This is a genomic window from Mesorhizobium sp. M0217, from assembly GCF_040321955.1.
Lineage (GTDB): Bacteria > Pseudomonadota > Alphaproteobacteria > Rhizobiales > Rhizobiaceae > Mesorhizobium.
In genome coordinates this window covers 54,075-75,988 of record NZ_JAMYSN010000003.1, presented here as the reverse complement: position 1 = coordinate 75,988, position 21,914 = coordinate 54,075, and the positions used below count along the sequence as shown (strand labels likewise).

At 62.6% G+C, this 21,914-nt stretch carries 21 protein-coding genes; 13 read left to right on the top strand and 8 right to left on the bottom strand.

What is annotated here, in order from left to right; translation table 11 throughout:
* Positions 1–79 precede the first annotated feature (79 nt).
* Positions 80–334: a hypothetical protein gene (locus tag NKJ18_RS07390; RefSeq protein ID WP_352513837.1), complete on the bottom strand. Its 255-nt coding sequence runs from the start codon at positions 332–334 to the stop codon at positions 80–82.
* A 220-nt stretch (positions 335–554) separates the two neighbouring features.
* On the opposite strand from NKJ18_RS07390, the gene NKJ18_RS07385 reads away from it, so the two are divergent.
* The 13 genes from NKJ18_RS07385 (at position 555) to NKJ18_RS07325 (ending at position 15,735) form a co-directional block, all read left to right on the top strand.
* Positions 555–3,707, top strand: coding sequence for a GAF domain-containing protein (locus tag NKJ18_RS07385; protein WP_352758032.1), 3,153 nt, complete (start codon positions 555–557; stop codon positions 3,705–3,707).
* A gap of 366 nt (positions 3,708–4,073) precedes the next feature.
* Complete coding sequence (locus NKJ18_RS07380) at positions 4,074–5,042, top strand: manganese catalase family protein (RefSeq protein ID WP_023681124.1); 969 nt, start codon at positions 4,074–4,076, stop codon at positions 5,040–5,042.
* A 141-nt stretch (positions 5,043–5,183) separates the two neighbouring features.
* Positions 5,184–6,233, top strand: coding sequence for a chemotaxis protein CheB (locus tag NKJ18_RS07375; protein ID WP_023700011.1), 1,050 nt, complete (start codon positions 5,184–5,186; stop codon positions 6,231–6,233).
* A 351-nt stretch (positions 6,234–6,584) separates the two neighbouring features.
* Positions 6,585–7,289, top strand: a complete 705-nt coding sequence (locus NKJ18_RS07370) for a heme-binding protein (RefSeq protein WP_023681122.1) — start codon at positions 6,585–6,587, stop codon at positions 7,287–7,289.
* Entirely contained in the window at positions 7,286–9,163 is a 1,878-nt protein-coding gene (locus tag NKJ18_RS07365; protein WP_352758031.1) for a methanol/ethanol family PQQ-dependent dehydrogenase, read from the top strand. Before NKJ18_RS07370 ends, NKJ18_RS07365 begins: the two co-directional genes overlap by 4 nt.
* Positions 9,144–10,013, top strand: a complete 870-nt coding sequence (locus NKJ18_RS07360; RefSeq protein ID WP_502906154.1) for a substrate-binding domain-containing protein — start codon at positions 9,144–9,146, stop codon at positions 10,011–10,013. Before NKJ18_RS07365 ends, NKJ18_RS07360 begins: the two co-directional genes overlap by 20 nt.
* The gene (locus tag NKJ18_RS07355) at positions 10,010–10,543 is read left to right on the top strand and encodes a c-type cytochrome (RefSeq protein WP_023668011.1); all 534 of its coding nucleotides are present in this window, start codon (positions 10,010–10,012) and stop codon (positions 10,541–10,543) included. Before NKJ18_RS07360 ends, NKJ18_RS07355 begins: the two co-directional genes overlap by 4 nt.
* Positions 10,540–11,553 (top strand): cytochrome c oxidase subunit II, encoded by a 1,014-nt coding sequence (gene coxB / locus NKJ18_RS07350; protein ID WP_023700007.1) that lies wholly within the window; start codon positions 10,540–10,542, stop codon positions 11,551–11,553. Before NKJ18_RS07355 ends, coxB begins: the two co-directional genes overlap by 4 nt.
* Positions 11,550–13,520: a cytochrome c oxidase subunit I gene (ctaD, locus tag NKJ18_RS07345; RefSeq protein WP_352758030.1), complete on the top strand. Its 1,971-nt coding sequence runs from the start codon at positions 11,550–11,552 to the stop codon at positions 13,518–13,520. Before coxB ends, ctaD begins: the two co-directional genes overlap by 4 nt.
* Positions 13,517–14,122, top strand: coding sequence for a cytochrome c oxidase subunit 3 (locus tag NKJ18_RS07340; protein ID WP_023712215.1), 606 nt, complete (start codon positions 13,517–13,519; stop codon positions 14,120–14,122). Before ctaD ends, NKJ18_RS07340 begins: the two co-directional genes overlap by 4 nt.
* Positions 14,122–14,463: a hypothetical protein gene (locus tag NKJ18_RS07335; RefSeq protein WP_023681115.1), complete on the top strand. Its 342-nt coding sequence runs from the start codon at positions 14,122–14,124 to the stop codon at positions 14,461–14,463. Before NKJ18_RS07340 ends, NKJ18_RS07335 begins: the two co-directional genes overlap by 1 nt.
* Positions 14,460–15,338 (top strand): cytochrome c oxidase assembly protein, encoded by an 879-nt coding sequence (locus tag NKJ18_RS07330; protein ID WP_352758029.1) that lies wholly within the window; start codon positions 14,460–14,462, stop codon positions 15,336–15,338. Before NKJ18_RS07335 ends, NKJ18_RS07330 begins: the two co-directional genes overlap by 4 nt.
* Positions 15,319–15,735, top strand: a complete 417-nt coding sequence (locus tag NKJ18_RS07325; protein WP_023681113.1) for a c-type cytochrome — start codon at positions 15,319–15,321, stop codon at positions 15,733–15,735. Before NKJ18_RS07330 ends, NKJ18_RS07325 begins: the two co-directional genes overlap by 20 nt.
* Position 15,736: 1 nt before the next feature.
* Here the strand turns inward: NKJ18_RS07325 and NKJ18_RS07320 are convergent, their stop codons facing one another.
* The 7 genes from NKJ18_RS07320 to NKJ18_RS07290 are packed head-to-tail and all read right to left on the bottom strand — an operon-like array spanning position 15,737 to position 21,867.
* Positions 15,737–16,543, bottom strand: a complete 807-nt coding sequence (locus NKJ18_RS07320; protein WP_023713344.1) for a lanthanide ABC transporter permease protein PedC — start codon at positions 16,541–16,543, stop codon at positions 15,737–15,739.
* Positions 16,540–17,265, bottom strand: coding sequence for a lanthanide ABC transporter ATP-binding protein PedB/LutE (locus tag NKJ18_RS07315; RefSeq protein ID WP_023687806.1), 726 nt, complete (start codon positions 17,263–17,265; stop codon positions 16,540–16,542). The genes NKJ18_RS07320 and NKJ18_RS07315 overlap by 4 nt, the downstream gene beginning before the upstream one ends.
* The gene (locus tag NKJ18_RS07310; RefSeq protein WP_023704603.1) at positions 17,262–18,224 is read right to left on the bottom strand and encodes a PQQ-dependent catabolism-associated beta-propeller protein; all 963 of its coding nucleotides are present in this window, start codon (positions 18,222–18,224) and stop codon (positions 17,262–17,264) included. The genes NKJ18_RS07315 and NKJ18_RS07310 overlap by 4 nt, the downstream gene beginning before the upstream one ends.
* Entirely contained in the window at positions 18,212–19,387 is a 1,176-nt protein-coding gene (locus NKJ18_RS07305; RefSeq protein ID WP_352758028.1) for a lanthanide ABC transporter ABC transporter substrate-binding protein PedA1, read from the bottom strand. The genes NKJ18_RS07310 and NKJ18_RS07305 overlap by 13 nt, the downstream gene beginning before the upstream one ends.
* Complete coding sequence (locus NKJ18_RS07300; RefSeq protein ID WP_352512460.1) at positions 19,384–20,055, bottom strand: ABC transporter ATP-binding protein; 672 nt, start codon at positions 20,053–20,055, stop codon at positions 19,384–19,386. Before NKJ18_RS07300 ends, NKJ18_RS07305 begins: the two co-directional genes overlap by 4 nt.
* Positions 20,055–20,822: an ABC transporter permease gene (locus tag NKJ18_RS07295; RefSeq protein WP_023667999.1), complete on the bottom strand. Its 768-nt coding sequence runs from the start codon at positions 20,820–20,822 to the stop codon at positions 20,055–20,057. The genes NKJ18_RS07300 and NKJ18_RS07295 overlap by 1 nt, the downstream gene beginning before the upstream one ends.
* Positions 20,823–20,832: 10 nt before the next feature.
* Positions 20,833–21,867 carry an ABC transporter substrate-binding protein gene (locus NKJ18_RS07290; RefSeq protein ID WP_352758027.1) on the bottom strand — a complete coding sequence of 345 codons (1,035 nt, stop codon included), beginning with the start codon at positions 21,865–21,867 and terminating at the stop codon, positions 20,833–20,835.
* Positions 21,868–21,914 lie beyond the last annotated feature (47 nt).

Below are 21,914 nucleotides of genomic sequence, written 5' to 3'. Positions count from 1 at the left end.
GCTTGTTCCGCCAGACAAGACAACGCTGTACAACCGGCTCAAGCGGCTAAAGTAGGCCTTCTCCATGGAGTTGGGACCGTTAAGCCTGGGCAGCGCTGCTGCCTCCCATTTTCCAATCACCCAGCCAACGTGCGCGCACGGCAATCATCAGCATGGCCGCTTCCGTCATCCCGGTCTGGAAAAGTCTGACCAGCTCTCTCGCGATGGATTCTGCCGCGGTAGTGTCCGACGTAATCTCAAATTCCTGACACAGCGCGTCGAAGACCGACCGAAGCGTTTTCAGGTCGTCTGGATAGAGAGCGTCCGTATTCGTAAGAATGGGTCGGTCAAGCATCAAACGTCTCCAAACGAGTGAAGTGCGGTTCGGGCACCCAGCCAGCGGGAGCTCGTCAAGTGCCCGCTGGTTTCCCCTTTATCCGCCACAGCGCGCCAAGCTGTCATTAACCTATGACCGGTGCGGCGTGTTCGGCTGACCGGCCCGCCAAAGAAACTGCCGTCCTGCGGGGAACTCTTGGCCGCAGACTGCATTTAAGTCCGGGCAAAACGGGGGCGAAATGGGGGCCACTTCAAGCAATCCGCGATCTGAACTGCAGCGCTTCGAGCTTTTGGCAGCGCTGGGCGACCGTATTCGCGAGATTACGGATCCCGCAGAACTGGCCTACGCAGCCGCGGAACTGCTGGGGAACCATTTTGGCATCAGCCGAGCCGGATACGGCACGATCGATCTAGAGAAAGAAACGATCACCATCGACAGGGACTGGAACGCGCCAGGCATCAAAAGCCTGGCTGGGACGCTGAATTTCAGGAACTACGGCTCGTATATCGAGGATTTGAAGCGAGGCGAAACCGTTGTCTTTGAAAACGCCGAGACAGATCCGCGAACCAGCAGCCATGCGGAGGCACTCAAAGCCATCAGCGCCCAATCCGTCATCAACATGCCCGTTACCGAGCATGGCGGGCTGGTGGCGCTGTTATACCTGAACCACTCCGCGCCCAGACGCTGGGCGACGGAGGAAGTAGCCCTCATTTCGGCAGTCGCGGACCGGACGCGTACGGCGATAGAACGCCTTCGCGCCGAACTGGCCCTGCGTGAGAACGCCGAACGCCTTGCTTTTCTCGACCGCCTCGGCAGGGAGATAGCCCTCGCGGCCGACGCCGATGCTGTCATGCAGATCACCACTCGGCTCCTCGGCGAACATCTTGGCGTCTCGATTTGCGCCTATGCCGACATGGAGCAGGACCAAGACCATTTCACCATCCGCGGCGATTGGAGCGCACCTGGCTCGCCCAGCATCAGGGGATATTACAGTCTTGCCGATTTCGGTCGCCTGGCTGTCACCAACCTCAGCGCCAACAAGCCGCTTATCATCAACAACAACCTTGAGGAAATTGCTCCCGAGGAAGCGAAGACCTTTCAGGATATCGGGATAACGGCAACCATCTGTATGCCTTTGGTCAAACAAGGCCGACTGACTGCCCTGATGGCCATCCACGACAAGCAGCGCCGCGTCTGGTCGCAACGCGAACTGTCCTTGCTGACCGAGGTGACGGAGCGGTCCTGGGCTCACATCGAGCGCGTTCGCTCGGAACAGGCGGCACGGGCCAGCGAGGAGAGGCTGAGGCTTGCCACCGACGCGGCCGCTATTGGCACCTGGGATTACGATCCCATCAGCGGAGTGCTGCGTTGGGACGACCGGTGCAAAGCCCTTTTTGGTTTGCCGCCGGACGCGGAGGTGACATATGAAAGCGCGTTCCTGGCGGGCCTCCATCCGGAAGATCGCGCACGGGCCGACGAGGCCGTACGCCAGTCGCTTGCGCCGGGCCCCCCCTCCCGCTACGACATCGAATACCGGACGATCGGCCTTCGGGATGGCAAGGAGCGCTGGATTGCCGCAACGGGGGAAGCGCTTTTCCAGTCCGGCCGTGCGATCCGCTTCATCGGCACCGTGGTCGATGTCACCGCGCGAAAGCGGGTGGAGCATCAGCTTCAGTTGATGAACGCCACTGCGGCAGCCGTGGCGGCCGAGCTTGACGTAGAGCGAATTGTCCAGACGGTAACCGATGCCGGCGTGGTGCTGTCGGGCGCACAATTCGGAGCTTTCTTCTACAATGTGATCGACGACAAGGGCGACAGCTATGTGCTCTACGCCCTGTCGGGGGCACCTCGTTCTGCTTTCGAAAACTTTCCGATGCCGCGCAACACCGCGGTGTTCGAGCCCACTTTCCGCGGAACAAGCGTGGTGCGTTCCGATGATATCCTCACGGATCCCCGTTACGGAAAGAACTGGCCCCGCAAGGGAATGCCGGAGGGCCATCTGCCGGTGCGTTCCTATCTCGCCGTGCCGGTCGTCTCGCGTTCGGGCGAGGTCCTGGGCGGCCTCTTCCTTGGTCATTCAGAGACCGGCGTGTTCGCCGAACAGCAAGAAGCGGCCTTGCTGGGGCTTGCCGGCCATGCCGCGACGGCCATCGACAACTCCCGGCTGTTCAAGGCGCTGCAGACACTCAACGGCACGCTCGAACAACGTGTCAAAGATGAAGTTGCGGAACGCGCCAGAGCAGAAGAGCACCTGCGCCAAGCCCAGAAGATGGAAGCTGTCGGACAGCTCACCGGTGGCATCGCGCACGACTTCAACAATATGCTGGCCGTCATCATCGGCGGCCTGAACCTTGTGCAGCGCAAGCTCAGAAACGGCGATACCAACGTCCACCAATTCGTAACCGGCGCGATCGATGGAGCACAACGTGCCGCAGAACTTACCAGACGACTGCTCGCCTTTTCCCGCCAGCAACCACTGGCGCCGAAGCGGCTGAATCCAAATCGCCTCGTCTCCGGTATGAGCGAATTGCTGAACCGGACGCTTGGCGAGACCATCCAGATCGAGACCGTGCTCGCTGCGGGCCTATGGCATGTCGAGGCCGACGCAGGGCAATTGGAAAGCGCGCTGCTCAACCTCTGCGTCAACGCAAGGGATGCCATGCCTGCTGGCGGCAAGCTGACGATCGAGACATCAAACGCCCACGTCGACGATCGCTATGCCAGGGAGAACGCGATCCCCTCCGGCCAGTATGTGATGATAGCGGTCACCGATACAGGAACGGGCATGACTGCTGATGTTGTCGCAAGAGCCTTCGATCCGTTCTTCACCACCAAGGGGGTCGGCAAAGGCACCGGGCTGGGACTCAGCCAAGTCTATGGGTTTGTTCGCCAGTCCGGCGGCAGTGTGAAGATCTATTCCGAGCAGGGCATCGGAACCACCTTGAAAATATATTTGCCGCGCTCGCACCATGGCGTGCTCGACAGCCAAATCGACGTCGTGGCAGGCGAGCACCCCGGCTGTGCAGACGAGATCATCATGGTTGTCGAGGATGAAGATCGCGTCCGGCTGATGGCCGCGGAAGCGCTGCGGGAACTGGGCTACTCCGTGCTGGAAATGCAAGGTCCACGCGAAGCGCTGGTGGCCGTCGAAAGCGGGCAAGTGCCGTCGCTTCTGTTCACCGACGTGGTGATGCCGGAGATGTCGGGCCGGGAGCTGGTGGATCAGGTCAAGACAATGCACCCGTCGCTAAAAGTGCTCTACACCACCGGCTACACACGAAATGCGATTGTCCACAACGGCACGCTCGATTTCGGAACCGAACTTTTGACCAAGCCCTACACGATCGACGAATTGGCAGAGAAAGTCCGGAAGGTGCTGGATCGAAAGTGAACGGGCAACAGCCCGCGACGCTCGCCCCGTGACCGAACGCGCCGTTTGCCGCGTGGGTGTGCAGCGAAAAGGGCCGAAGGTGTCGACACCGACATCGTATTAATATGGCCCGGCTTCACTTTTCCGAGCCAGTATCCCTCCAGATTTTGTCTACCTCTTGCCCATCCGCGGCCTTGCTCATTGCCGTGATGGCGCAGCACGATCGAAATCTCGTTGCCGCCGGTCACCGGTCAGAGAAATAAATGCCGCCTCTGGCTCCCTGCGATGCTCAACACTGAAGCTGCCGTAAAAATGCTCGCTGGCCGATGGCCGGATGGAACAATCAACTTGCCGGGATGTTCGGATGATCTAACCGGAGAGATGTCCATGTTCATGCACAACAAGCGCCTGCAATACACCGTTCGCGTCTCGGAGCCGAATCCTCGCCTGGCCTGCATGATCATGGAACAGTTCGGCGGCGCCGATGGCGAGCTTGCAGCGGCCATGCGCTATTTCACGCAAGGGCTTGGCGAGGACGATCTTGGCCGTCGCGACATGTTGCTCGATATTGCGACCGAAGAACTCAGCCATCTCGAAGTGGTGGGATCAATCGTCACCATGCTCAACAAGGGGCTTAAGGCACAGCTGGCCGAGGGCCAAATGAAGGAAGCGGACCTTTACCTGATGATCGGCGCCAGCGGCACAACAGCCAAGGAATCAATTCTGTTCGGCGGCGCTCCCGCGCTGTGCGACTCAGCCGGCGTTCCCTGGACCGCGGCCTATGTCGATTCGCGCGGTGAACCTACGGTGGATTTGCGATCGAATATCGCCGCCGAAGCTCGCGCCAAGATCGTTTACGAACGCCTCATCAACATCACCGACGACCCGGGAATCAAGGACGCGCTCGGCTTCCTGATGACCCGCGAGATCGCGCACCAGAAGTCGTTTGAGAAAGCACTCTACGCGATCGAAAACAATTTCCCTTCCGGCAAGCTCCCAGGCGTAGAGAAGTACGCCAGCATGTATGTCAACACCTCTCAAGGCGACGGCGATGTCGCTGGCCCATGGAATTCCGGCGAAGAGTGGGATCGGATCGATGACCTTGAAGAGGTGATGCCCGTCGACGGCGGAGACGGCCTGGCAACTGTCAAGCTGGGGGCCAAAGACATGAAGGTGGTGGCCAGGATGGCCGACCGTACGCTTTCCGATCCGGCTTCCGATCCGACAACAGGCGCTGATCTAGGAGCAGGCCCGGGAGCTGGCCGTACCAAGAACGCCGATTTCGGCGGCGCGGCAAGCATTCAGGAGGCCCCGGCCGTGGCAGAGGCTGCTGTCAAACGCGCACGTAGGCGTTAGTACAGAGCCGACATCATTGCGGGCATCTATGTTCCGCGATGCGGCCGGAAGCTAACACCGACGAAGGCAGGGCGCCCGACCAGCAACGGACTGGCCGGAGCGCTCGCATCGACATCTGTGCTGAATGTGGGTGAAGCAACCATGGCCACCGCCGCACCACGATCAGATTCGGAGCGTGCGGGCCAGCCGGACAAGGTCCGTCCCGACGGTTGCAAGAACCGGTGCATCGTGACAATCGGAGCATCGGCCGGCGGCGTCGACGCGCTGAAGAGACTTGTCCGCGATCTTTCGCCGGACATCCCGGCGGCTCTCCTCGTCGTACAGCACGTTGGTCCCACGAGTTACCTCGGCGACATTCTCGGTCGCGCTGCCAACATGCCCGTTGCAAATGCCTCCAACGGCATGAAGGTTAAAAACGGGCACATCTTCGTTGCACCGCCCGGAGCTCACCTTCTGTTACATGACGATCATATGCTGCTGCGGCGCGGGCCGCGCGAGAACCTGGCGCGCCCCGCCATCGACCCCCTGTTTCGATCGGCGGCCTGCAGCTTTGGCGGCAGCGTGATCGGCGTCGTGCTCACAGGCAGCCTCTCCGACGGCACCGCCGGCCTGCACGCAATCAAGATGTGCGGAGGCGTCAGCGTAGTCCAGGACCCCGGCGACGCCGCAGTACCCGATATGCCGCTGAGCGCCTTGCAGAATGTGGAAATCGACCATTGCGTCCCTCTGTCCGAAATGGCTGGCCTGTTGCACAGGCTTGCTTCCGAAATCGCAGGGCCGACACCAGAAATCCCGTCCGGCATCCGCCTTGAGGCAGCGATTGCAGCTCAGGAGCACAGCACAATGGAATTGACCGAAGGCCAGCTTGGCGCCCCCTCGACATTTGTCTGCCCCGAATGTCATGGCCCCCTATGGGAGATCGAAGACGGGCCGATTACCCGTTACCGCTGCCACACCGGACATGCGTTCGGGGCAGACGTTTTGATGCAGGCCCAGGCTGACGATGCGGAACAGGCTCTTTGGAGCCTTTTAAGAGCGCACCAGCAGCGGGCTGAGTTGGCGAAACGTACGGCAAAACGCGAAGCCGCGCGGGAAAGACACAGCCTGGCCAGTCAAATGGCTGCGCGGGCCGCGGAATACGAAGCCGACGCGAAACTTATTGAAGAGATCATCCATCGTCGAACGCCGTGACAAGGCAACAGGGTTTGTCAGGGCGGGTGCGTCTGCGCTGTCCCGATCGCATTTTCCCGGATCAGCCGCGTTGCCTCATTGCTTGGCATGTGGCCACGGGTGTCCAGGTCCCATGCTTTGATTGAACACCTGGGCCCAAATCCAACTGCACGAATTTTATGCAAAGCAGGAACATAGAAGCATTACGCGAGTTAGGCACTGACGCACTGGACGTATCCTCGCATTCTGCGGTCTGCCGGGGTGGTCCTTGTTATGTAAACGAATGCCAGGACAATGTATCGCTCTCAGCTTTTCGTACCTCTTTTTGGTCTGCTGTTGCTGATGGGTGGCCTGTTCCACGAGGACGAGGCCATGGCGCAGGAACCCTGTCCGGCCGATCACGATAAACTGCTTGCAGCCCTCAAAGCCAACGTGAAGGCAAGCGGCGGACCAGCCAATGGCGGCTTTGAAACCAACGAATGGGCAGCCATCGTTGCCCGTGACGGCACTGTCTGCGCGATTGCGTTCAGCGGCCCCACCCCCGACTCGCAATGGCCGGGAAGTCGGCTCATAGCAGCGGAGAAAGCCAACACGGCCAACGGTCTCAGCCTGGCTCAGATGGCCCTCTCTACGGCCAATCTCTATGCGGGGGTGCAGCCGGGCGGGCCGCTATTTGGCCTGCAGGAGACCAATCCCGTCAACCAGGCCGCGGCCTATACGGGCGATCCCAAAACGTTCGGAAGCGCCGGCGACCCGCTCGTCGGCAAGCCGATCGGAGGCGTCGTGGTGTTTGGCGGCGGGCTTGCCCTCTACGACGGCAAGAGCATTGTCGGCGGCCTCGGCGTTTCAGGCGATTCCTCATGCGCCGATCACAATGTCGCCTGGCGTATCCGCGCGGCGCTCGGCTTCGACAAGGTCCCGGCAGGCGTCAATCCAAATCGCAAGGATGCCATTGTCTACGATCTGGACCCCGGCGGCAAAAGCGCTTCGGGCTGGGGCCATCCGCTTTGTGCCGGAACGGAGGCCGACATCGCCGCCGAACTCGGCGCCGGCGTGGGAGGCTCGATCAATAAATGAAAGCTATGCCGCAGTTGGCATTAACGCGCGTTGAAGTAGAACGACGTACCCGCAAATTGGCAGCCGGGAATTCCTTTGGCGCTATCCTTCTGGTGACGCTGCTCGCCTGCCTGCTGCTTCTGGGCGCTGCGTCCGAGCCTCCTAAAACACCAGCGATCGTACCGCCAGCCGCAGCTTCGCCACCCGATGACGGCCAATGGACGATGCCGGCCAAGAACTACGCGTCGACGCGCTTCAGCGAACTCTCCGAGATCAATGAAGGCAACGTCAAGAACCTGCAGGTCGCGTTCACGTTCTCGACAGGCGTGAACAAGGGCCAGGAAGCAGCGCCGCTGGTCGTCGGCAACACCATGTATATCGTGACGCCCTTTCCCAACTTGGTCTATGCGCTCGATCTCTCCAAGCCCGGCGCCCCGATGAAGTGGAAGTACGAACCCAATCCGGAGCCGGCAGCACAGGGGGTGGCCTGCTGCGACGTCGTCAACCGAGGGGTGGCATTCGCCGACGGGCGCATTTTTTTCAATACGCTGGACGGCCACACGATTGCCCTTGATGCGAACACGGGCAAGCCGATCTGGAACACTCATGTCGGCAACATCAACATCGGCGAGACCATCACCATGGCGCCGCTTGTGGTGAAGGGCAAAGTGCTGGTCGGCAATTCCGGCGGCGAGATGGGCGTTCGCGGCTGGGTAAAGGCGCTCGACGCCGGCGACGGTCATGTCGTCTGGATCGCCTATAGCACCGGGCCGGACAAGGACGTGCTGATCGGACCGGACTTCAAGCCGCACTACGACATGGACAAAGGCAAGGATCTTGGCGTCACGACATGGCCGCCGGAAGCCTGGAAGATCGGCGGCGGCAACATGTGGGGCTGGATTTCCTATGATCCCGATCTGAACCTGATCTTCCACGGCACCGGCAATCCCGGACCATGGAATCCGGATTTGCGGCCGGGCGACAACAAGTGGACGTCTGGCATTTTCGCGCGCGATCCCGACACCGGCGCGGCGAAATGGTTTTATCAATGGAGCCCGCATGACCTCCACGATTATGACGGCATCAACGAGCAGATCCTGCTCGACATGACCTGGCAGGGCAAGCCGCGCAAGGTGCTGATCCGGCCGGAGCGCAACGGCTATCTCTACATCCTCGACCGGACCACCGGCGAGGTGCTGTCGGCAAAACCCTTTGGTCCCGTAAACTCCAGCAAAGGTGTGGACCTGAAAACCGGTCGGCTGATCGTAAATCCGGACAAGAAGACCGGCACCGGCAAGGTCGTTCGCGATATCTGTCCGACGGCGTCTGGCCTCAAGGACTGGCAGCCTTCCGCGTTCTCGCCGAAGACCGGCCTGCTCTACATCCCGCACAACAATCTGTGCATGGATGAAGAAGGCGTCGAGGTGAACTACATCGCCGGCACGCCCTATGTGGGCATGAACGTCCGCATGATACCAGGGCCCGGCGGTAATCGCGGCGCCTTCACCGCCTGGGACATCGCCGCGGAGAAACCCGCCTGGAGCCTCAAGGAGAATTTCCCGGTGTGGAGCGGCGCGGTAGTGACCGCCGGCGACGTTGTCTTCTATGGCACGATGGAAGGCTGGTTCAAGGCGGTTAGCGCCAAGACCGGAGACCTGCTTTGGCAGTTCAAGACCTCGTCCGGGATCATCGGCCAGCCTATCACCTATCGCGGTCCCGACGGGCACCAATATGTCGCCATCCTCTCAGGCGTCGGCGGCTGGGCCGGCGCAATTGTATCGGGCGATCTTGACCCGCGTGACGCCACCGCCGCGCTCGGTTTCGTCAATGCCATGAAGGATCTGAAGAACGCGACAACCTCGGGAGGCACGCTTTATGTGTTCCGGCTGCCTTGATGGATTGTACTTGACCGTAGGTCCGGCGCGAAAGGCGTGTCAACGGCTGGCGATCGGCATGGCCGCCATCACCTTCGTGTTCTTGACGGCCACAGCCGACGCACGTGAGTTGAGGGTCTGCGCCGATCCGAACAACATGCCGTTCTCCAACGCGGCAGGTCAGGGCTTCGAGAACAGGATCGCCGAAATCGTTGCGTCCGATCTCGGCGCCAAGCTGACCTATACCTGGTGGGCGCAGCGTCGCGGCTTCATCCGCAACACGCTGAAGGCGGGCCTGTGCGATCTCGTGCCGGGCACGCCGAGCAACCTCGAAATGCTGCGCACCACCACGCCCTACTACCGATCGTCCTATGTCTTCGTCACCCGCAGGGACGGCCCCGACGTAGCATCGTTCAATGATCCGCGGCTGCCCGACATGCGGATCGGTGTTCAGCTCATCGGCGACGATGGCGCCAATTCGCCTCCGGTCCAGGCGCTTGGCCGCCGCGGTATCGTCGGGCACCTCGTTGGCTATCCGGTCTATGGCGATTATTCCGCCCCCAACCCGCCGGCGCGCATCGTCGAAGCGGTGGCGAGTGGCGAGATCGACCTTGCCGTGGTCTGGGGCCCCCTCGCCGGCTACTTCGCCGCAAGGCAGAAGGTGCCGCTCCGCATCACGCCGGTTGCGCCCCGCATCGATGGACCGCAACTGCCGATGATCTATGACATCTCGATGGGCGTCCGCCGCGAAGACGATGCGCTGCGCGGCGATGTCAATGGCGCCCTGTCCAGGCACAAGGGCGAGATAGATGCCTTGCTGTCACAGTATGGCGTGCCCCGCCTCGATGCCTCGGGGAGCCCGGTGCGATGAGAGCCGTTGTGGCCATGCTCCTGTTTCCAGTCCTGGCGCTCGCTGCCTGCCAGCGCGAGGAACGTGACACGCGCCCGCAATCGGCGCTCGGATCGGGCGAGCAGCCGACGCCTGTGACCACGCTGGAGCCCGGCGGACAGCGGCCCCCCGCCAGCGACAACAAGGCGGCGAGCTTCGAGGCCAACGCCTTCCACATGAGCGAAGGGAAACGGCTTTTCGGCTGGTTCAACTGTTCGGGATGCCACGCCAATGGCGGCGGCGGCATGGGGCCGGCCCTGATGGACCAGAAGTGGCTCTATGGCAGCTCGATCGAAAGCATCCATGCCACGATCCGCGACGGTCGGCCAAACGGCATGCCGAGCTTCCGCGACAAGATTCCCGACGACCAGATCTGGGAGCTTGCGGCTTTCGTGCGCTCGCTGAGCGGCAACGCGCCGTCTTCCGCCGCACCGCAACGCAATGACGACATGATGGCGCATCCTTCGGAAAACCGCATGCCGGACGCGGCCACGCTGGGGAAGTCGCCGTGAAACGTCTCGTCTCGATGGCGTTCGCCACCGCCGGCGCTCTGTTGCTCCAGGGATGCGCGGGCTGGCAATCCGCCCTCGACCCGAAAGGTCCCGCGGCGAGCGAACTGGCATGGCTGATCTGGTTCTTCACCGCGCTCTGCGCCGTGGTGTGGGTGCTGGTGATGATCGCCCTCGTCGTGCCCTTGATGATGCGGTCGCGCGCGCAGGCGGAGCCGCTCGCGATCGAGGCCGGCGCCGACGACCGGAAGCTGCGCGCGGTGATGACCGCCGTCGGGTTGACCGCCATTGTCCTGATCGGACTGACCTTGCTGAGCTTCTTCGCCAACAGGACGCTCGCCGCGATCGGCTCGGATGCCGCACTGACCATTCGGGTCACCGGCCATCAATGGTGGTGGGAGGTGCGCTATGAGGATGCCACGCCAAGCCGCATCCTGACCACGGCGAACGAGATCCATATCCCAGCCGGGGAACCGGTGCGGCTTCTTCTGACCTCGACCGACGTCATCCATTCCTTCTGGATTCCGAGCCTTTCGGGCAAGCTCGACCTCATTCCCGGCCACATGAACGTGCTCGACCTCAAGGCAGACAAGCCTGGTGTTTACCGAGGTCAATGCGCCGAGTTCTGCGGGGCGCAGCACGCAAACATGGGCACCTTCATCATCGCCGAGCCGCGTGCGAAGTTCGACGCCTGGTGGAACGACCAGTTGCAGCCGGCAGCTACTCCGACGGGGGACGAGGCCAAGGCCGGCCAGGATCTGTTTCTGAAGCGCCCTTGCGTGATGTGTCACAGAATAGGCGGCACGCCTGCCGGAGGAACGGTCGCCCCCGACCTCACCCATATAGCCAGCCGGCAGACGCTTGCCGCCGGGACATTGACCATGAGCCGCGGCAATCTCGCCGCCTGGGTAGCCGACCCACAGGGCATCAAGCCCGGATCCCACATGCCGGTGGTGGAGCTCAGCGGCGACGAGCTCAACGCCATGGTCGCCTATCTCGAGGCGCTTAAATGAGCAGCGCGGACCTCACAAGCGAACGCGACCTGCCGCGCGAAACGCCCGCCACAGGCGACGTCGCACCCGAGCATGACGGACCGCGCGACACCGGCATGGACGATGCCAACCTGGATCGCTGGCTGGCGCGGACATGGCGCACGCCTCCCGGCATCATCGGCGCGCTGTCGAGCGTCGACCACAAGGTCGTCGCACGGCGCTATCTGATCACCGCCTTCGTGTTTCTGTGCCTGGGCGGGCTCAACGCTGTCGCCATGCGCATCCAGCTCTCAGGGCCGCAGCGCGGTCTGATCGGCCCGGACCTCTACAACCAGCTGTTCACGATGCATGGTGTGACCATGATGTTCCTGTTCGCCGTGCCCATCGTGCAGGCGACAGGCATCTATCTCGTCCCGCTGATGGTCGGCAGCCGCAACATCGCCTTTCCCCGCCTGAATGCGTTCAGCTACTGGATCTATGTTTCGGGCGGCATATTCGCCTGGGTGTCTTTCGCGCTCAACATGGCGCCCGACGTCGGCTGGTTTGCTTATGTGCCGCTGTCAGGCCCCGAATTCGCGCCGGGCAAGCGGGCCGATGTCTGGGCCCAGATGATCACTTATACAGAAGTATCCTCACTGGCCGTCGCGGTGGCAACCATCGTCACCGTGTTCAAGCAGCGAGCCCCCGGCATGTCGCTGGACAGGATTCCGCTCTACGTCTGGGCAATGCTGGTTACCTCCTTCGTCGTCGTCTTCGCCATGCCCGCGGTGATGATCACCTCGACCTTCCTGATCCTCGACCGGCTGGTCGGCACACATATCTTCAACCCGGCCGAGGGCGGCGACGCACTGCTCTTCCAGCATCTGTTCTGGTTCTTTGGCCATCCCGAGGTCTACATCATCTTCCTGCCGGCGACGGGCATGGTCTCCGCGATCATCCCGGTCTTCGCCCGGCGTCCCGTGTTCGGGCATCTCGGGCTGGTCTTGTCGCTGATCGCCGTCGGTTTCCTTTCGTTCGGCCTCTGGGTCCATCACATGTTCGCGACGGGGCTACCCAAGCTCGGCGCCAGCTTCTTCACCGCGTCGAGCATGCTGATCGCCATCCCCAATGGCATTCAGATCTTCTGCTGGCTGGCGACCTTGTGGGACGGCAGGCCGGTGATGCGCACGCCGCTGCTGTTCGTGTTCGGCTTCTTTTTCATCTTCGTCATCGGCGGCCTCACCGGCGTCATGCTCGCTTCGGTGCCGCTGGACCTCCAGGTGCACGACACCTATTTCGTCGTCGCCCATTTCCATTACGTGCTGATCGGCGGTTCGGTCTTCCCGCTGCTGGGCGCGGCCTATTTCTGGTTCCCCAAGATCAGCGGCCGCATGATGAGCGAGCGTCTCGGGCGCTGGCATTTCTGGCTGGCTTTCATCGGCTTCAACGCGGCTTTTTTCCCAATGCATCTCGTCGGGCTCTGGGGCATGCCACGCAGGGTCTACACCTATCCGGCCGAGCTTGGCTGGGGCAACATCAACCTGTTCATCAGCGCCGGCGCGGTGCTCTTTTTCCTCAGCTTCGTACTGTTCACGTTCAATCTTGTACACGGCGCGTTGAAGGGCGCGCTGGCCGGAAACAATCCCTGGGATGCCGGTACGCTCGAATGGGCGACGTCTTCGCCGCCGCCAAGCTATAATTTCGCGCGGATACCGATTGTCACACATGTCGAGCCGCTCTGGGCCGAACGCGAGGCGCTGCCTGTGGCGACCGGACTCCGCGTCGATGTCCGTGAGTTGTTGATCTCAACCGTGGCGGAAGCCCATCCCGACATTCGCGAGAAATCGGCGACACCGTCGATCTGGCCGCTGCTGGCGGCAATCGCCGTCGGCGGTACGTTTGTCTATTCGATCTTCACGCCCTGGGCGATCGTCTGGGGCGCCGCGCCGATCGCCATCACCTTGATCGGCTGGTTCTGGCCCAAGGACGACCCGGAGGATGAGGGATGAGTGAGCGTCCCAGCTTGGATCTTTCGGACCTCCCAACCTTTGGACATGGTCCGCGCAGCCCGACCTGGTGGGGAACGCTCGGCTTCATGGCGCTGGAAGGCATGGGCTTTGCGTTGGCCGCGGGCGCTTATCTCTATCTCGCCACCTTGTGGCCCAACTGGCGTCTAAGCGCCCCGCACCCCGACCATTGGCCCGGGACGATCGTCACCATCCTGTTTATCATCAGCGTGGTGCCGAATCACATCCTCCACGGCCATGCCAAGCAATGCGCGATCGTTCCGGTGCGGATCGGGCTGGTGGTGATGTCGCTGCTCGGTCTGGCCCCGCTTGTCGTGCGCTGGTTCGAATTCCCCGCGCTGAACATCTACTGGGACACGAACGCCTACGGCTCGATGCTCTGGGTGCTGCTCGGGCTGCACACCACACACCTGATCACCGATGTCGGCGACACCATCGTTTTGACGGTGCTGATGTTCACACGCCATGGCTATAGCGGCCGGCGCTTCGGCGATGTCGGCGACAATGTCTTCTATTGGGATTTCGTGGTGCTGACCTGGATCCCGATCTATCTGCTCATCTACTGGATGCCGAGGCTAGGCTGATGCGTGCGTTGAAAATGGGAACGTCCTGGGGTGGTCTTCTGTCGGGGCCGATGGCTTGGGCAATCTCGACGCAGCTGAACTACGCACTCGTACCATGGCAGTGCAACCGCCAGGTGCCGGTGGTGCTTCCCGTGGCACTGGTGCTCGCCGTGCTTTCGCTGCTCGGCGGTGCCTTGTCATGGCGGGCGAAGCGGCAGGGCGGCGCCGCCTTCAAGCCTGAGCGCACGCGCAGCACCGAGCAGTTCGTCGCCGATCTCGGCATGCTTGCGGCATTGCTGTTTGCCCTCGTCATCATCATGCAAGGCAGCGCGGCTCTCATTCTCGACGAGTGCCTGCGATGAGCTTCGACGCGTTCTTCTCGACCTCGATCTGCTACGGCGCCGGCGCGCCCGAGGCCGGATGGACGCTCGCATTTCCCATCACGTTTCCGCTGGCCGCGATTGCCTTCCTTTATGCCATCGGAGCGACTCGGTTGTGGCGCCGCAGCAGCCGAGGCCGTCCCGAGCGGATGCGGCAGGCGTTGTTTTTCGCCGCCGGTTGGGGCGTGCTGACGGCAGCACTGGTCAGCCCCATCCACGCGCTCGGCGAGCGGGTGTTTGCCGCCCATATGATCGAGCATGAACTGCTGATGGCGGTGGCGGCGCCCCTCCTTGTCGCCGCTTGCCCAGGCGCAGTCCTGCTCTGGTCCTTGCCGGCCTCACTTCGCCGCGGAACGGGCAAGCTCACGCGCGCAAAGACGCTGCAATCGGTTTGGGCCCTGGTGATCCGCCCCCTCAACGCGACGATCATTCACGGCGTCGCCATCTGGATCTGGCACATTCCGGCGTTGTTCCAGGCAGCGCTCCAGCAGGGCTTTCTTCATTATGCCCAGCATGCGAGCTTCCTCGGCACAGCCTTGCTGTTCTGGTGGGCGCTCCTTCCGCGCCCCGGTCGACAGCAGACCTATGGCAGCTCCGTCATGCATCTTTTCTTCACCTCGCTTCATACCGGCCTGCTCGGTGTCCTGCTGCTGATGTCGCCCAAACTCTGGTATCCGGAGAATGGCGCCGGCGCGGCATTGTGGGGAATGACCGCGATCGAGGACCAGCAGCTCGCCGGATTGGTAATGTGGGTTCCGGCCGGCTTGATCTATGGCGGCGCCGCCCTGCTGCTCGCCGGCCTCTGGATAAGCAGCAGCGCAACCAGGGAGGCAACACATGCGCTCCGACCTGGGTAGGCTGATCGGGGGCGCCCTTGCCGCAATCCTGCTGCTGGCTGCGGCTGTCGCAGCGGCGACTTTGTGGTCCGACAGGCGCGAGCGCGTCCGGCACGAGTCGGATGCGGCGACCGGCGGCGTAGGCGCCCGCGCCATTCCAATCATGACGGCGAATGGCTGCTCCGGCTGCCATACGATACCCGGCGTGCCGGGTGCGCAAGGCCAGGTCGGACCCCGCCTGGACGGTGGCCTTGCCGACAGGGTCTTTATCGGTGGCCTGCTGGCAAACAATCCGGAGAACATGATCCGCTGGATACGCTCGGCGAGGGAAGTCAATCCGCACACGGCCATGCCGTCGACGAGGATCACCGAGCAACAGGCGCGGGACATCGCCGCTTATCTCTATGCTTTGAGGTAAATCAGCCCTCGCCGCCGCGCCGGGACCACAAGCCGCGGCCGGGATCGTAGCCGATGACCGCCGCGAGGAAGAAGGCGATGAGGCAGCCAAGGACCACAACCGCCGCGACAGGATCGAACCGCAGATAGAGCGCGAAGCGTATCAGCTCGACCGCCGAGCTGAACGGGTTCCAGGCGGCGATTGTTGCCAGCACCGGTCCCGCCTCGGCAAGCCGCCACAGCGGATAGAGCGCCGTCGAGGCAAAGAACACCGGAAAGATGACGAAATTCATGACACCGGCAAAGTTCTCCATCTGTGTCGAAACCGAGGAGACAAGCAGGCCGAACGCGCCAAGCATCAGGCCCGCCAGCACGAGCGCCGGAAATACCGCGACGTAGCCGAGAACGGGCGGCCGCACATCCCAGAAACGCGCGATCAACAGAAACAAATAGACCAGCGGCACGCCGACGATCACGCTGGCCAGCAGGCGCGCCGCAAGCAGGTACCAGCGCGGCAATGGTGCGGTCAGCAACAAGCGCATGCTGCCCATCTCGCGATCGTAGACCATGGCCAGCGAACTCGCCATGGCATGGAAGAGCAGCATCATGGCCGCTAGCCCGGGCACCACATACACGTCATAGAGAACATAGGTCTGGTAGGGTGGCGTGATCGACAGACCGAGAACGGAGCGGAAGCCAGCGGCAAAGATTGCCAGCCAGACCAGCGGCCGTACCATCGCCGAGAGCAGCCGGCCGCGTTGCCGCAACGTGCGCAGCATCTCCCTGCGCAGGATGCCGTTGAGCGCGCGCACCGCGTGAGACGTTTTCATTCGGACTCCGTCAGCGACGCGAAGGCCTCGCCCGTGCTCGCTACACCGAGATCGGTAGCCAGGCGATCGGCGCGGCCGGCCCACCGCATTGTGCCTCGATGCAGCACCACCACATCGTCATCCGCCGTTAGTTCTTCCAGAAAATGTGTTGCCCACAGGACGGCAATGCCGCGCTCACGGCAAAGCTCCCGCACGTGCCGCTCGAGCGCGCGGCGGCCCGGCACGTCGAGCCCGGTGGTCGGCTCATCCAGCAGCAAAAGGCGTGGGCTATGCATCAGAGCGCGTGCTATCTCGACACGGCGACGCTGCCCCCCGGAAAGCGCTCGGGCAGGATCGTCGATCCTGTCCAGCACGTCCAGCCGGCCGAGTTCGTGGATGGAGCGCTCCTTGCTCAAGGCCTGGCTAAGCCCATGCAAGGCCGCGTGGTAACGCAGGTTCTCGCCGGCCGTCAGATCGAGGTCGAGGGTCGGCAACTGGAAGACGACGCCCATCTGCGCCAACGCGGCGGACGGGTTGACATCCATCGCCTGGTCGAAGACATGCACCGAGCCGGAGCGGGCGTGATAAAGACCGGTGATCAGCGAGAACAGCGTCGTCTTGCCGGCGCCGTTGCGGCCTAGCAAGATGCACATCCTGCCTTGGGCCACAGAGAAAGAGACGCCGTCGAGAACCCGCCGGTTTCCGAAACTATGGCCCAGATTCTCGACCGACAAGGCGTTCATGGCCCGATCACGACGCCCCACGGCCCCCGCCCCACCGGCAGCGATTTCACCACCTCCTGGTTTTCCAGATCGATGAAGGAGATGTCGCCGGAATTCCCGTTTGCGCTGACCAGGCGCTTCTGGTCGCCGGAGAGCGCCACGTGCCAGGGTCGTTGACCAACAAGGTAGAGCCGACGGACCGTCAACGTTTTCACATCGACTTCCGCAATCCTGTTGGCGGGGCCGAGCGCCACATAGACGGTCGTGCCATCGCGGGACGTCGCCATGCCGACCGCCTGCACACCCTCGCGTCGTATACCCGGCACCTCGAACTCGACTTTGCCGGTCTGCGCGCGCGTTGCCGTGTCGAAGACGGTGACGGTGCCCCGGATCTCCGAGGACACCCAGAATTGCTTACCGTCCGGCGAGAATAAAGCCGCGCGCGGCCGGGTATCGACCAGCAGATTGTCGACGAGTTCAAGCGTGCCTGCGTCGATCAGATGCACCATGCTGGTGGTCTCCGAAGTGCAGGCGACATAGCGGCCGTCGGCGCTGGCCGCCATTCCTTCCGGTTCGACGCCGACATCCACGGTGCCGATGACCTTGGCCGCGGCGATGTCCACCACCGACACCAGATTGTCATTCTCGTTGGCGACGAACAGCCGCTTGCCATCGGGATGGACTGCGAAGAATTCCGGATCGGCTCCCGAAGGCAGTTCCCCGACGACCCGCCGCTTCGCGACGTCGACCACGTCGATGCGGTTGTCGTCGCCTTCCGCGACGAACAGCATCTTGTTGTCGATCGACAGCGCCAGCCCGCGCGGACGGCGGCCGACATCGATCGTCGCCAGCAAAGTCATTGTCACGCCGTCGACGACCGCGACGGTATTGTCCTGCTCATTGGAAACGTAGATGGTCTCGGCGGCGGCGGGAGCAGCAAGAGCGAACGCCGCCAACAACAGCGTCATCAGAACTTGCATGTGCTCTCCTCCAGGTCGATGCCCAGCGTGTCGAGCGGCGTGCGCTGATGCAGGAAGCCCGGTTGCGGTGAGCTGGAAATCAAGAGGCGAGGCCCGGCGATCAAAATGGGCTGGCGCATCTGTCCGTCCCAGGGACGGAAACTAAGCCCCTGCCCCTTGAAGCCAGCGAGAAGAAACGCGTCGCCGCGTATATATCTGCCGATTGCCGCGGGATCGAGACTGTGCAGGCGCGTCGCCGCTTCGCCGATACTGCGCACAGCGAGCCAGGCCGCGTAGTCGCTGGGCAACATCCAGCGCCCTGCCTGCCTGTGGAAACGGTCCTGCAGTTGCGTGGCGCCCCATTCCTCGCTGACAGCGCTCCAGCCTGTGGTGACCAGCCCTTGCGTGCCGGCGACGATTCTCGGCAGCGCAGTGCGGCCCTCCAGATAGGCGCCGAATTCATCCGCCTCGTCGGCGACCACGAGCACATCATAGTCGCTGACCTGCGTGACCGCGGGTATTTCGGTCTGCAGCGTGACATGCCCTGTATCGGCACGTCCGTTGGCGGGCCTGAATGTCCACGGCTGGTCGATCGTGATCTCGGCTCCGAAGCGAGCCGCCGCCCGTCGAAAGGCCGCCGCCATCGCCTGATCCTGCGAATGCGGCCCCACAAGCAGGAACCAACGCTGCCAGCGCTTCCAGGCGAGATACTGCGCCAGCCCGTCGGCGAGCATGGCGCGGCTCGGGATCGTGTGCAACACGTTCCGACGGCAGTCCTGTTGGCGAAGCACGTCGTCCGGCGCCCGGCTGTTGAGCAACGTCATCTGCTCGGCACCGGGCGCGGCACTGGCCTGTAGAAGCTGACTGGCGTCGAGATCGGCGACGACAAAGGCGATGCCGGCATCGGCGAATTGTCTTACCGCGTCGTCCGGCGTTTCGGTTGGTTTCAATATTCTTTCCTCCAGCCGAAATTTCTGCCCAAGAAACCGGCCGGTGCTTTCGTCGTCGGCAATGCCGAGCCGTGCGCCTTGCAGGCCGTCATCGGTGACGGTTTCATCAAGGGGTCCAAGGGGCAGAGCCGGTTTGCGCTCCTGGCCGATATACCCGATCACCATCGTCTGTTGCTCGGTGGCGCCAGGGCCGGTGATCAGCAAAAGAAAGAGAAGGCCCAGCAACAGTCTCATTGTGTCGCCCCCAGCCCAAAGCGCGACGATCCCGCTTCATCGCCACGAGAGATTGCGACATCGCGCACGATGCGGGCCGGCGATCCCTCCAGAACAATAACCCGATCACCCAGCGACGAGGCATATGCGAGATCATGCGTAACCAGCAGCGTGGTAGTCCGCCGACTGGCGAAACAATCCTGCAGCAGGCGGCGCATGTCTTGCGCGGTCGCCTCGTCGAGTGAAGCGAATGGCTCGTCGAGGAGCAGGAGCGCAGGCTCCACGGCGAGCGCCCGGGCAAGCGCTACGCGCCGCGCCATGCCGCCCGAGAGTCGCTGCGGATAGCTCTTCTCATTGCCTTTCAGGTCGACAGCGGCAAGCCACCGGGCCGCATCGGGCGCGCGATCCGGGATGGCCATCTCTACATTGCGCAAGGCGGTGAGCCAGGGCAGCAGCCTCGGTGTCTGGAACAGCATGCCTATCGGAAGCGGTCGTCCGCTCACGCTGCCGCGAAATTCGCGGTCGACGCCCGAAACGATCGACAGCAGCGTCGACTTGCCGACACCGGAAGGGCCGGTCAGGACGCAGACCTGTCCGTCGGCTATATCAAGCGACAGCGCGCGAAAGATCGTCCGGCGCTGTCCGTCGTCACCGGGGAAAGTCTTGTCCTCGATCCTGATCCTCAGCATCAGCGTCGCCAGGCGAACAGACGACGTTCCAACGGCACAAGCAGTCCATACTCTATGGCAAGCATCACAACGCCGAAGCTGATCGCATAGGCAAGGATGTGGGTGACGTCGAAGTTCTGAAAATAGACCTGTAGCTGGAACCCGACGCCGTTGGAGCGGCCGAGCAGTTCGGCGAGCAACACGATCTTCCACGTTAGTGCCAGCCCGCTGCGCAGGGTGACGAGAAAGAACGGCGCCAATTGCGGCAGCACGACATGCTGCAGCTTTGCAGCACGCCCGAAGCGATAGAGCTCAGCCATTTCGGCAAAGTCCTTGTCCAGCCGGCTGGCGCCTTCACGAATAGTCACCACGACGTTGGGGATCTTGTTGAGCGCGACCGCAAGGACAAGCGCGGTCTCGGCAAGACCAAGCCAGATATAAATTAGAATGACCGTGATCAGCGCCGGCATGTTGAGGAGTAACACGATCCAAGGCCTCATCCATATGTCGGCTCTGTGCGAGCGGCCTGCCGCGTAGCCAAGGGCCGCGCCAATGACGATTGCCGACCCGAGGCTTGCCACGACGCGCGCAAGCGAGATGCCCAAATGGTATGGCAGCTCGCCCCGAACCGCTTCGTGCAGGAGAACCGAAACAACCTGGACCGGACCAGGAAACAGGCGATCGGCGGCGATCGATGATGCAATCTGCCAGACGAGCACCATGGTCAGCAATGCCGCAGTGGATTGCGAACGCTGCATTGTGATGGGGAACGCTGGGACATCGGTCATTGGCGCGAGCTCAAGCCGGTATGGCCCGGAAGACACCAGGATCGAGGCTCGTCGCCTTGCCGACCAGATCTTCGCCGCCCAATTCGGCCAGGATTGCAAACAACCGGGCCGCGCCATCACGTTCGGCTTTGCCGAACCGACGAGGGATTCCGGCTCGATAGGCGGCGCGTAACGCCGCCTGTAGGTGAGGATCGTCCGTGCCCAATTGGGGCGCGAGCACCCGCCATTCGTCGTCCGAAGACTCGAGCAGCGACTTCGCTGCCGCGGTCGCGCTCGTGAATCGCGCGAGGGCTATCGGGTTGGCCCGCGCCCAGCTTTCATGGAAGACGTAGCCGAGCATCGGCAAGTCCACGGATACGCCAAGCCCCTGCAGGATTTGCGCGACACTGAGCAGAGGCCTTGCCCCCTCTGACTCGAGACGGGCGGCGAAATTCCAGAACGTCAGCAGTGCATCCAGTCGCCCCGCCAGAAATTCCTGCTCCAACAAAGGCGGCGCGCCGAACACTGGCTCCACCTCTTCAGCAAGATCGCGCTTCACCTGACGGAGGCCGAGCGCGCGCAACAGGATCCAGCTTTTGTCCAGCGGACCACCTGCGATCCCCAGCCTTTTGCCCTTGAGGTCCGCAAGAGTTCGAATGGGCGAGCCTTGCGGCAGTTCCAGCGCGCCGACGGCACGAGAATAGGGATAAAAGACCAGATCAGCGCCTTCGCTGCGCTGGCGCATGACCCACACCCAGTCCGAAACGATGACGTCGACGCTGCCGGCCAGCAATGCGGTCTTACCGGCTTCGGTACCGGCAAGCCGCTGAGCCTCGATTGATACGCCGTGCATGGTGTCCAACGCATGTCGCCGCATGACGTCAACTTCCCAGGCGGCGGTGCCAAATCCCAGCACGCCAAATCGCACGAGCGGCGATGGCTGTGGCGCGGCTTCTGCGGAAGCACCCAATAGCCAGCAACAAATACCCGCAAGAGCGGCCCGCCGCGAGATGTGACCCTGATCATGCCGGGTCAGCCATTCGCCTGGAAGGGTAGCAGTCAGCACGGGCGCACCGGGTGTGAAGGAACTTTCCTAACGCCGTGGCGGCAGGA

Coding starts and splice junctions, on each gene's coding strand:
- NKJ18_RS07390 (WP_352513837.1), bottom strand. CDS start 334: ATGCTTGACCGACCCATTCTTACGAATACGGACGCTCTCTATCCAGAC.
- NKJ18_RS07385 (WP_352758032.1), top strand. CDS start 555: ATGGGGGCCACTTCAAGCAATCCGCGATCTGAACTGCAGCGCTTCGAG.
- NKJ18_RS07380 (WP_023681124.1), top strand. CDS start 4,074: ATGTTCATGCACAACAAGCGCCTGCAATACACCGTTCGCGTCTCGGAG.
- NKJ18_RS07375 (WP_023700011.1), top strand. CDS start 5,184: ATGGCCACCGCCGCACCACGATCAGATTCGGAGCGTGCGGGCCAGCCG.
- NKJ18_RS07370 (WP_023681122.1), top strand. CDS start 6,585: ATGGCGCAGGAACCCTGTCCGGCCGATCACGATAAACTGCTTGCAGCC.
- NKJ18_RS07365 (WP_352758031.1), top strand. CDS start 7,286: ATGAAAGCTATGCCGCAGTTGGCATTAACGCGCGTTGAAGTAGAACGA.
- NKJ18_RS07360 (WP_502906154.1), top strand. CDS start 9,144: ATGTGTTCCGGCTGCCTTGATGGATTGTACTTGACCGTAGGTCCGGCG.
- NKJ18_RS07355 (WP_023668011.1), top strand. CDS start 10,010: ATGAGAGCCGTTGTGGCCATGCTCCTGTTTCCAGTCCTGGCGCTCGCT.
- ctaD (WP_352758030.1), top strand. CDS start 11,550: ATGAGCAGCGCGGACCTCACAAGCGAACGCGACCTGCCGCGCGAAACG.
- NKJ18_RS07340 (WP_023712215.1), top strand. CDS start 13,517: ATGAGTGAGCGTCCCAGCTTGGATCTTTCGGACCTCCCAACCTTTGGA.
- NKJ18_RS07335 (WP_023681115.1), top strand. CDS start 14,122: ATGCGTGCGTTGAAAATGGGAACGTCCTGGGGTGGTCTTCTGTCGGGG.
- NKJ18_RS07330 (WP_352758029.1), top strand. CDS start 14,460: ATGAGCTTCGACGCGTTCTTCTCGACCTCGATCTGCTACGGCGCCGGC.
- NKJ18_RS07325 (WP_023681113.1), top strand. CDS start 15,319: ATGCGCTCCGACCTGGGTAGGCTGATCGGGGGCGCCCTTGCCGCAATC.
- NKJ18_RS07320 (WP_023713344.1), bottom strand. CDS start 16,543: ATGAAAACGTCTCACGCGGTGCGCGCGCTCAACGGCATCCTGCGCAGG.
- NKJ18_RS07315 (WP_023687806.1), bottom strand. CDS start 17,265: ATGAACGCCTTGTCGGTCGAGAATCTGGGCCATAGTTTCGGAAACCGG.
- NKJ18_RS07310 (WP_023704603.1), bottom strand. CDS start 18,224: ATGCAAGTTCTGATGACGCTGTTGTTGGCGGCGTTCGCTCTTGCTGCT.
- NKJ18_RS07305 (WP_352758028.1), bottom strand. CDS start 19,387: ATGAGACTGTTGCTGGGCCTTCTCTTTCTTTTGCTGATCACCGGCCCT.
- NKJ18_RS07300 (WP_352512460.1), bottom strand. CDS start 20,055: ATGCTGAGGATCAGGATCGAGGACAAGACTTTCCCCGGTGACGACGGA.
- NKJ18_RS07295 (WP_023667999.1), bottom strand. CDS start 20,822: ATGACCGATGTCCCAGCGTTCCCCATCACAATGCAGCGTTCGCAATCC.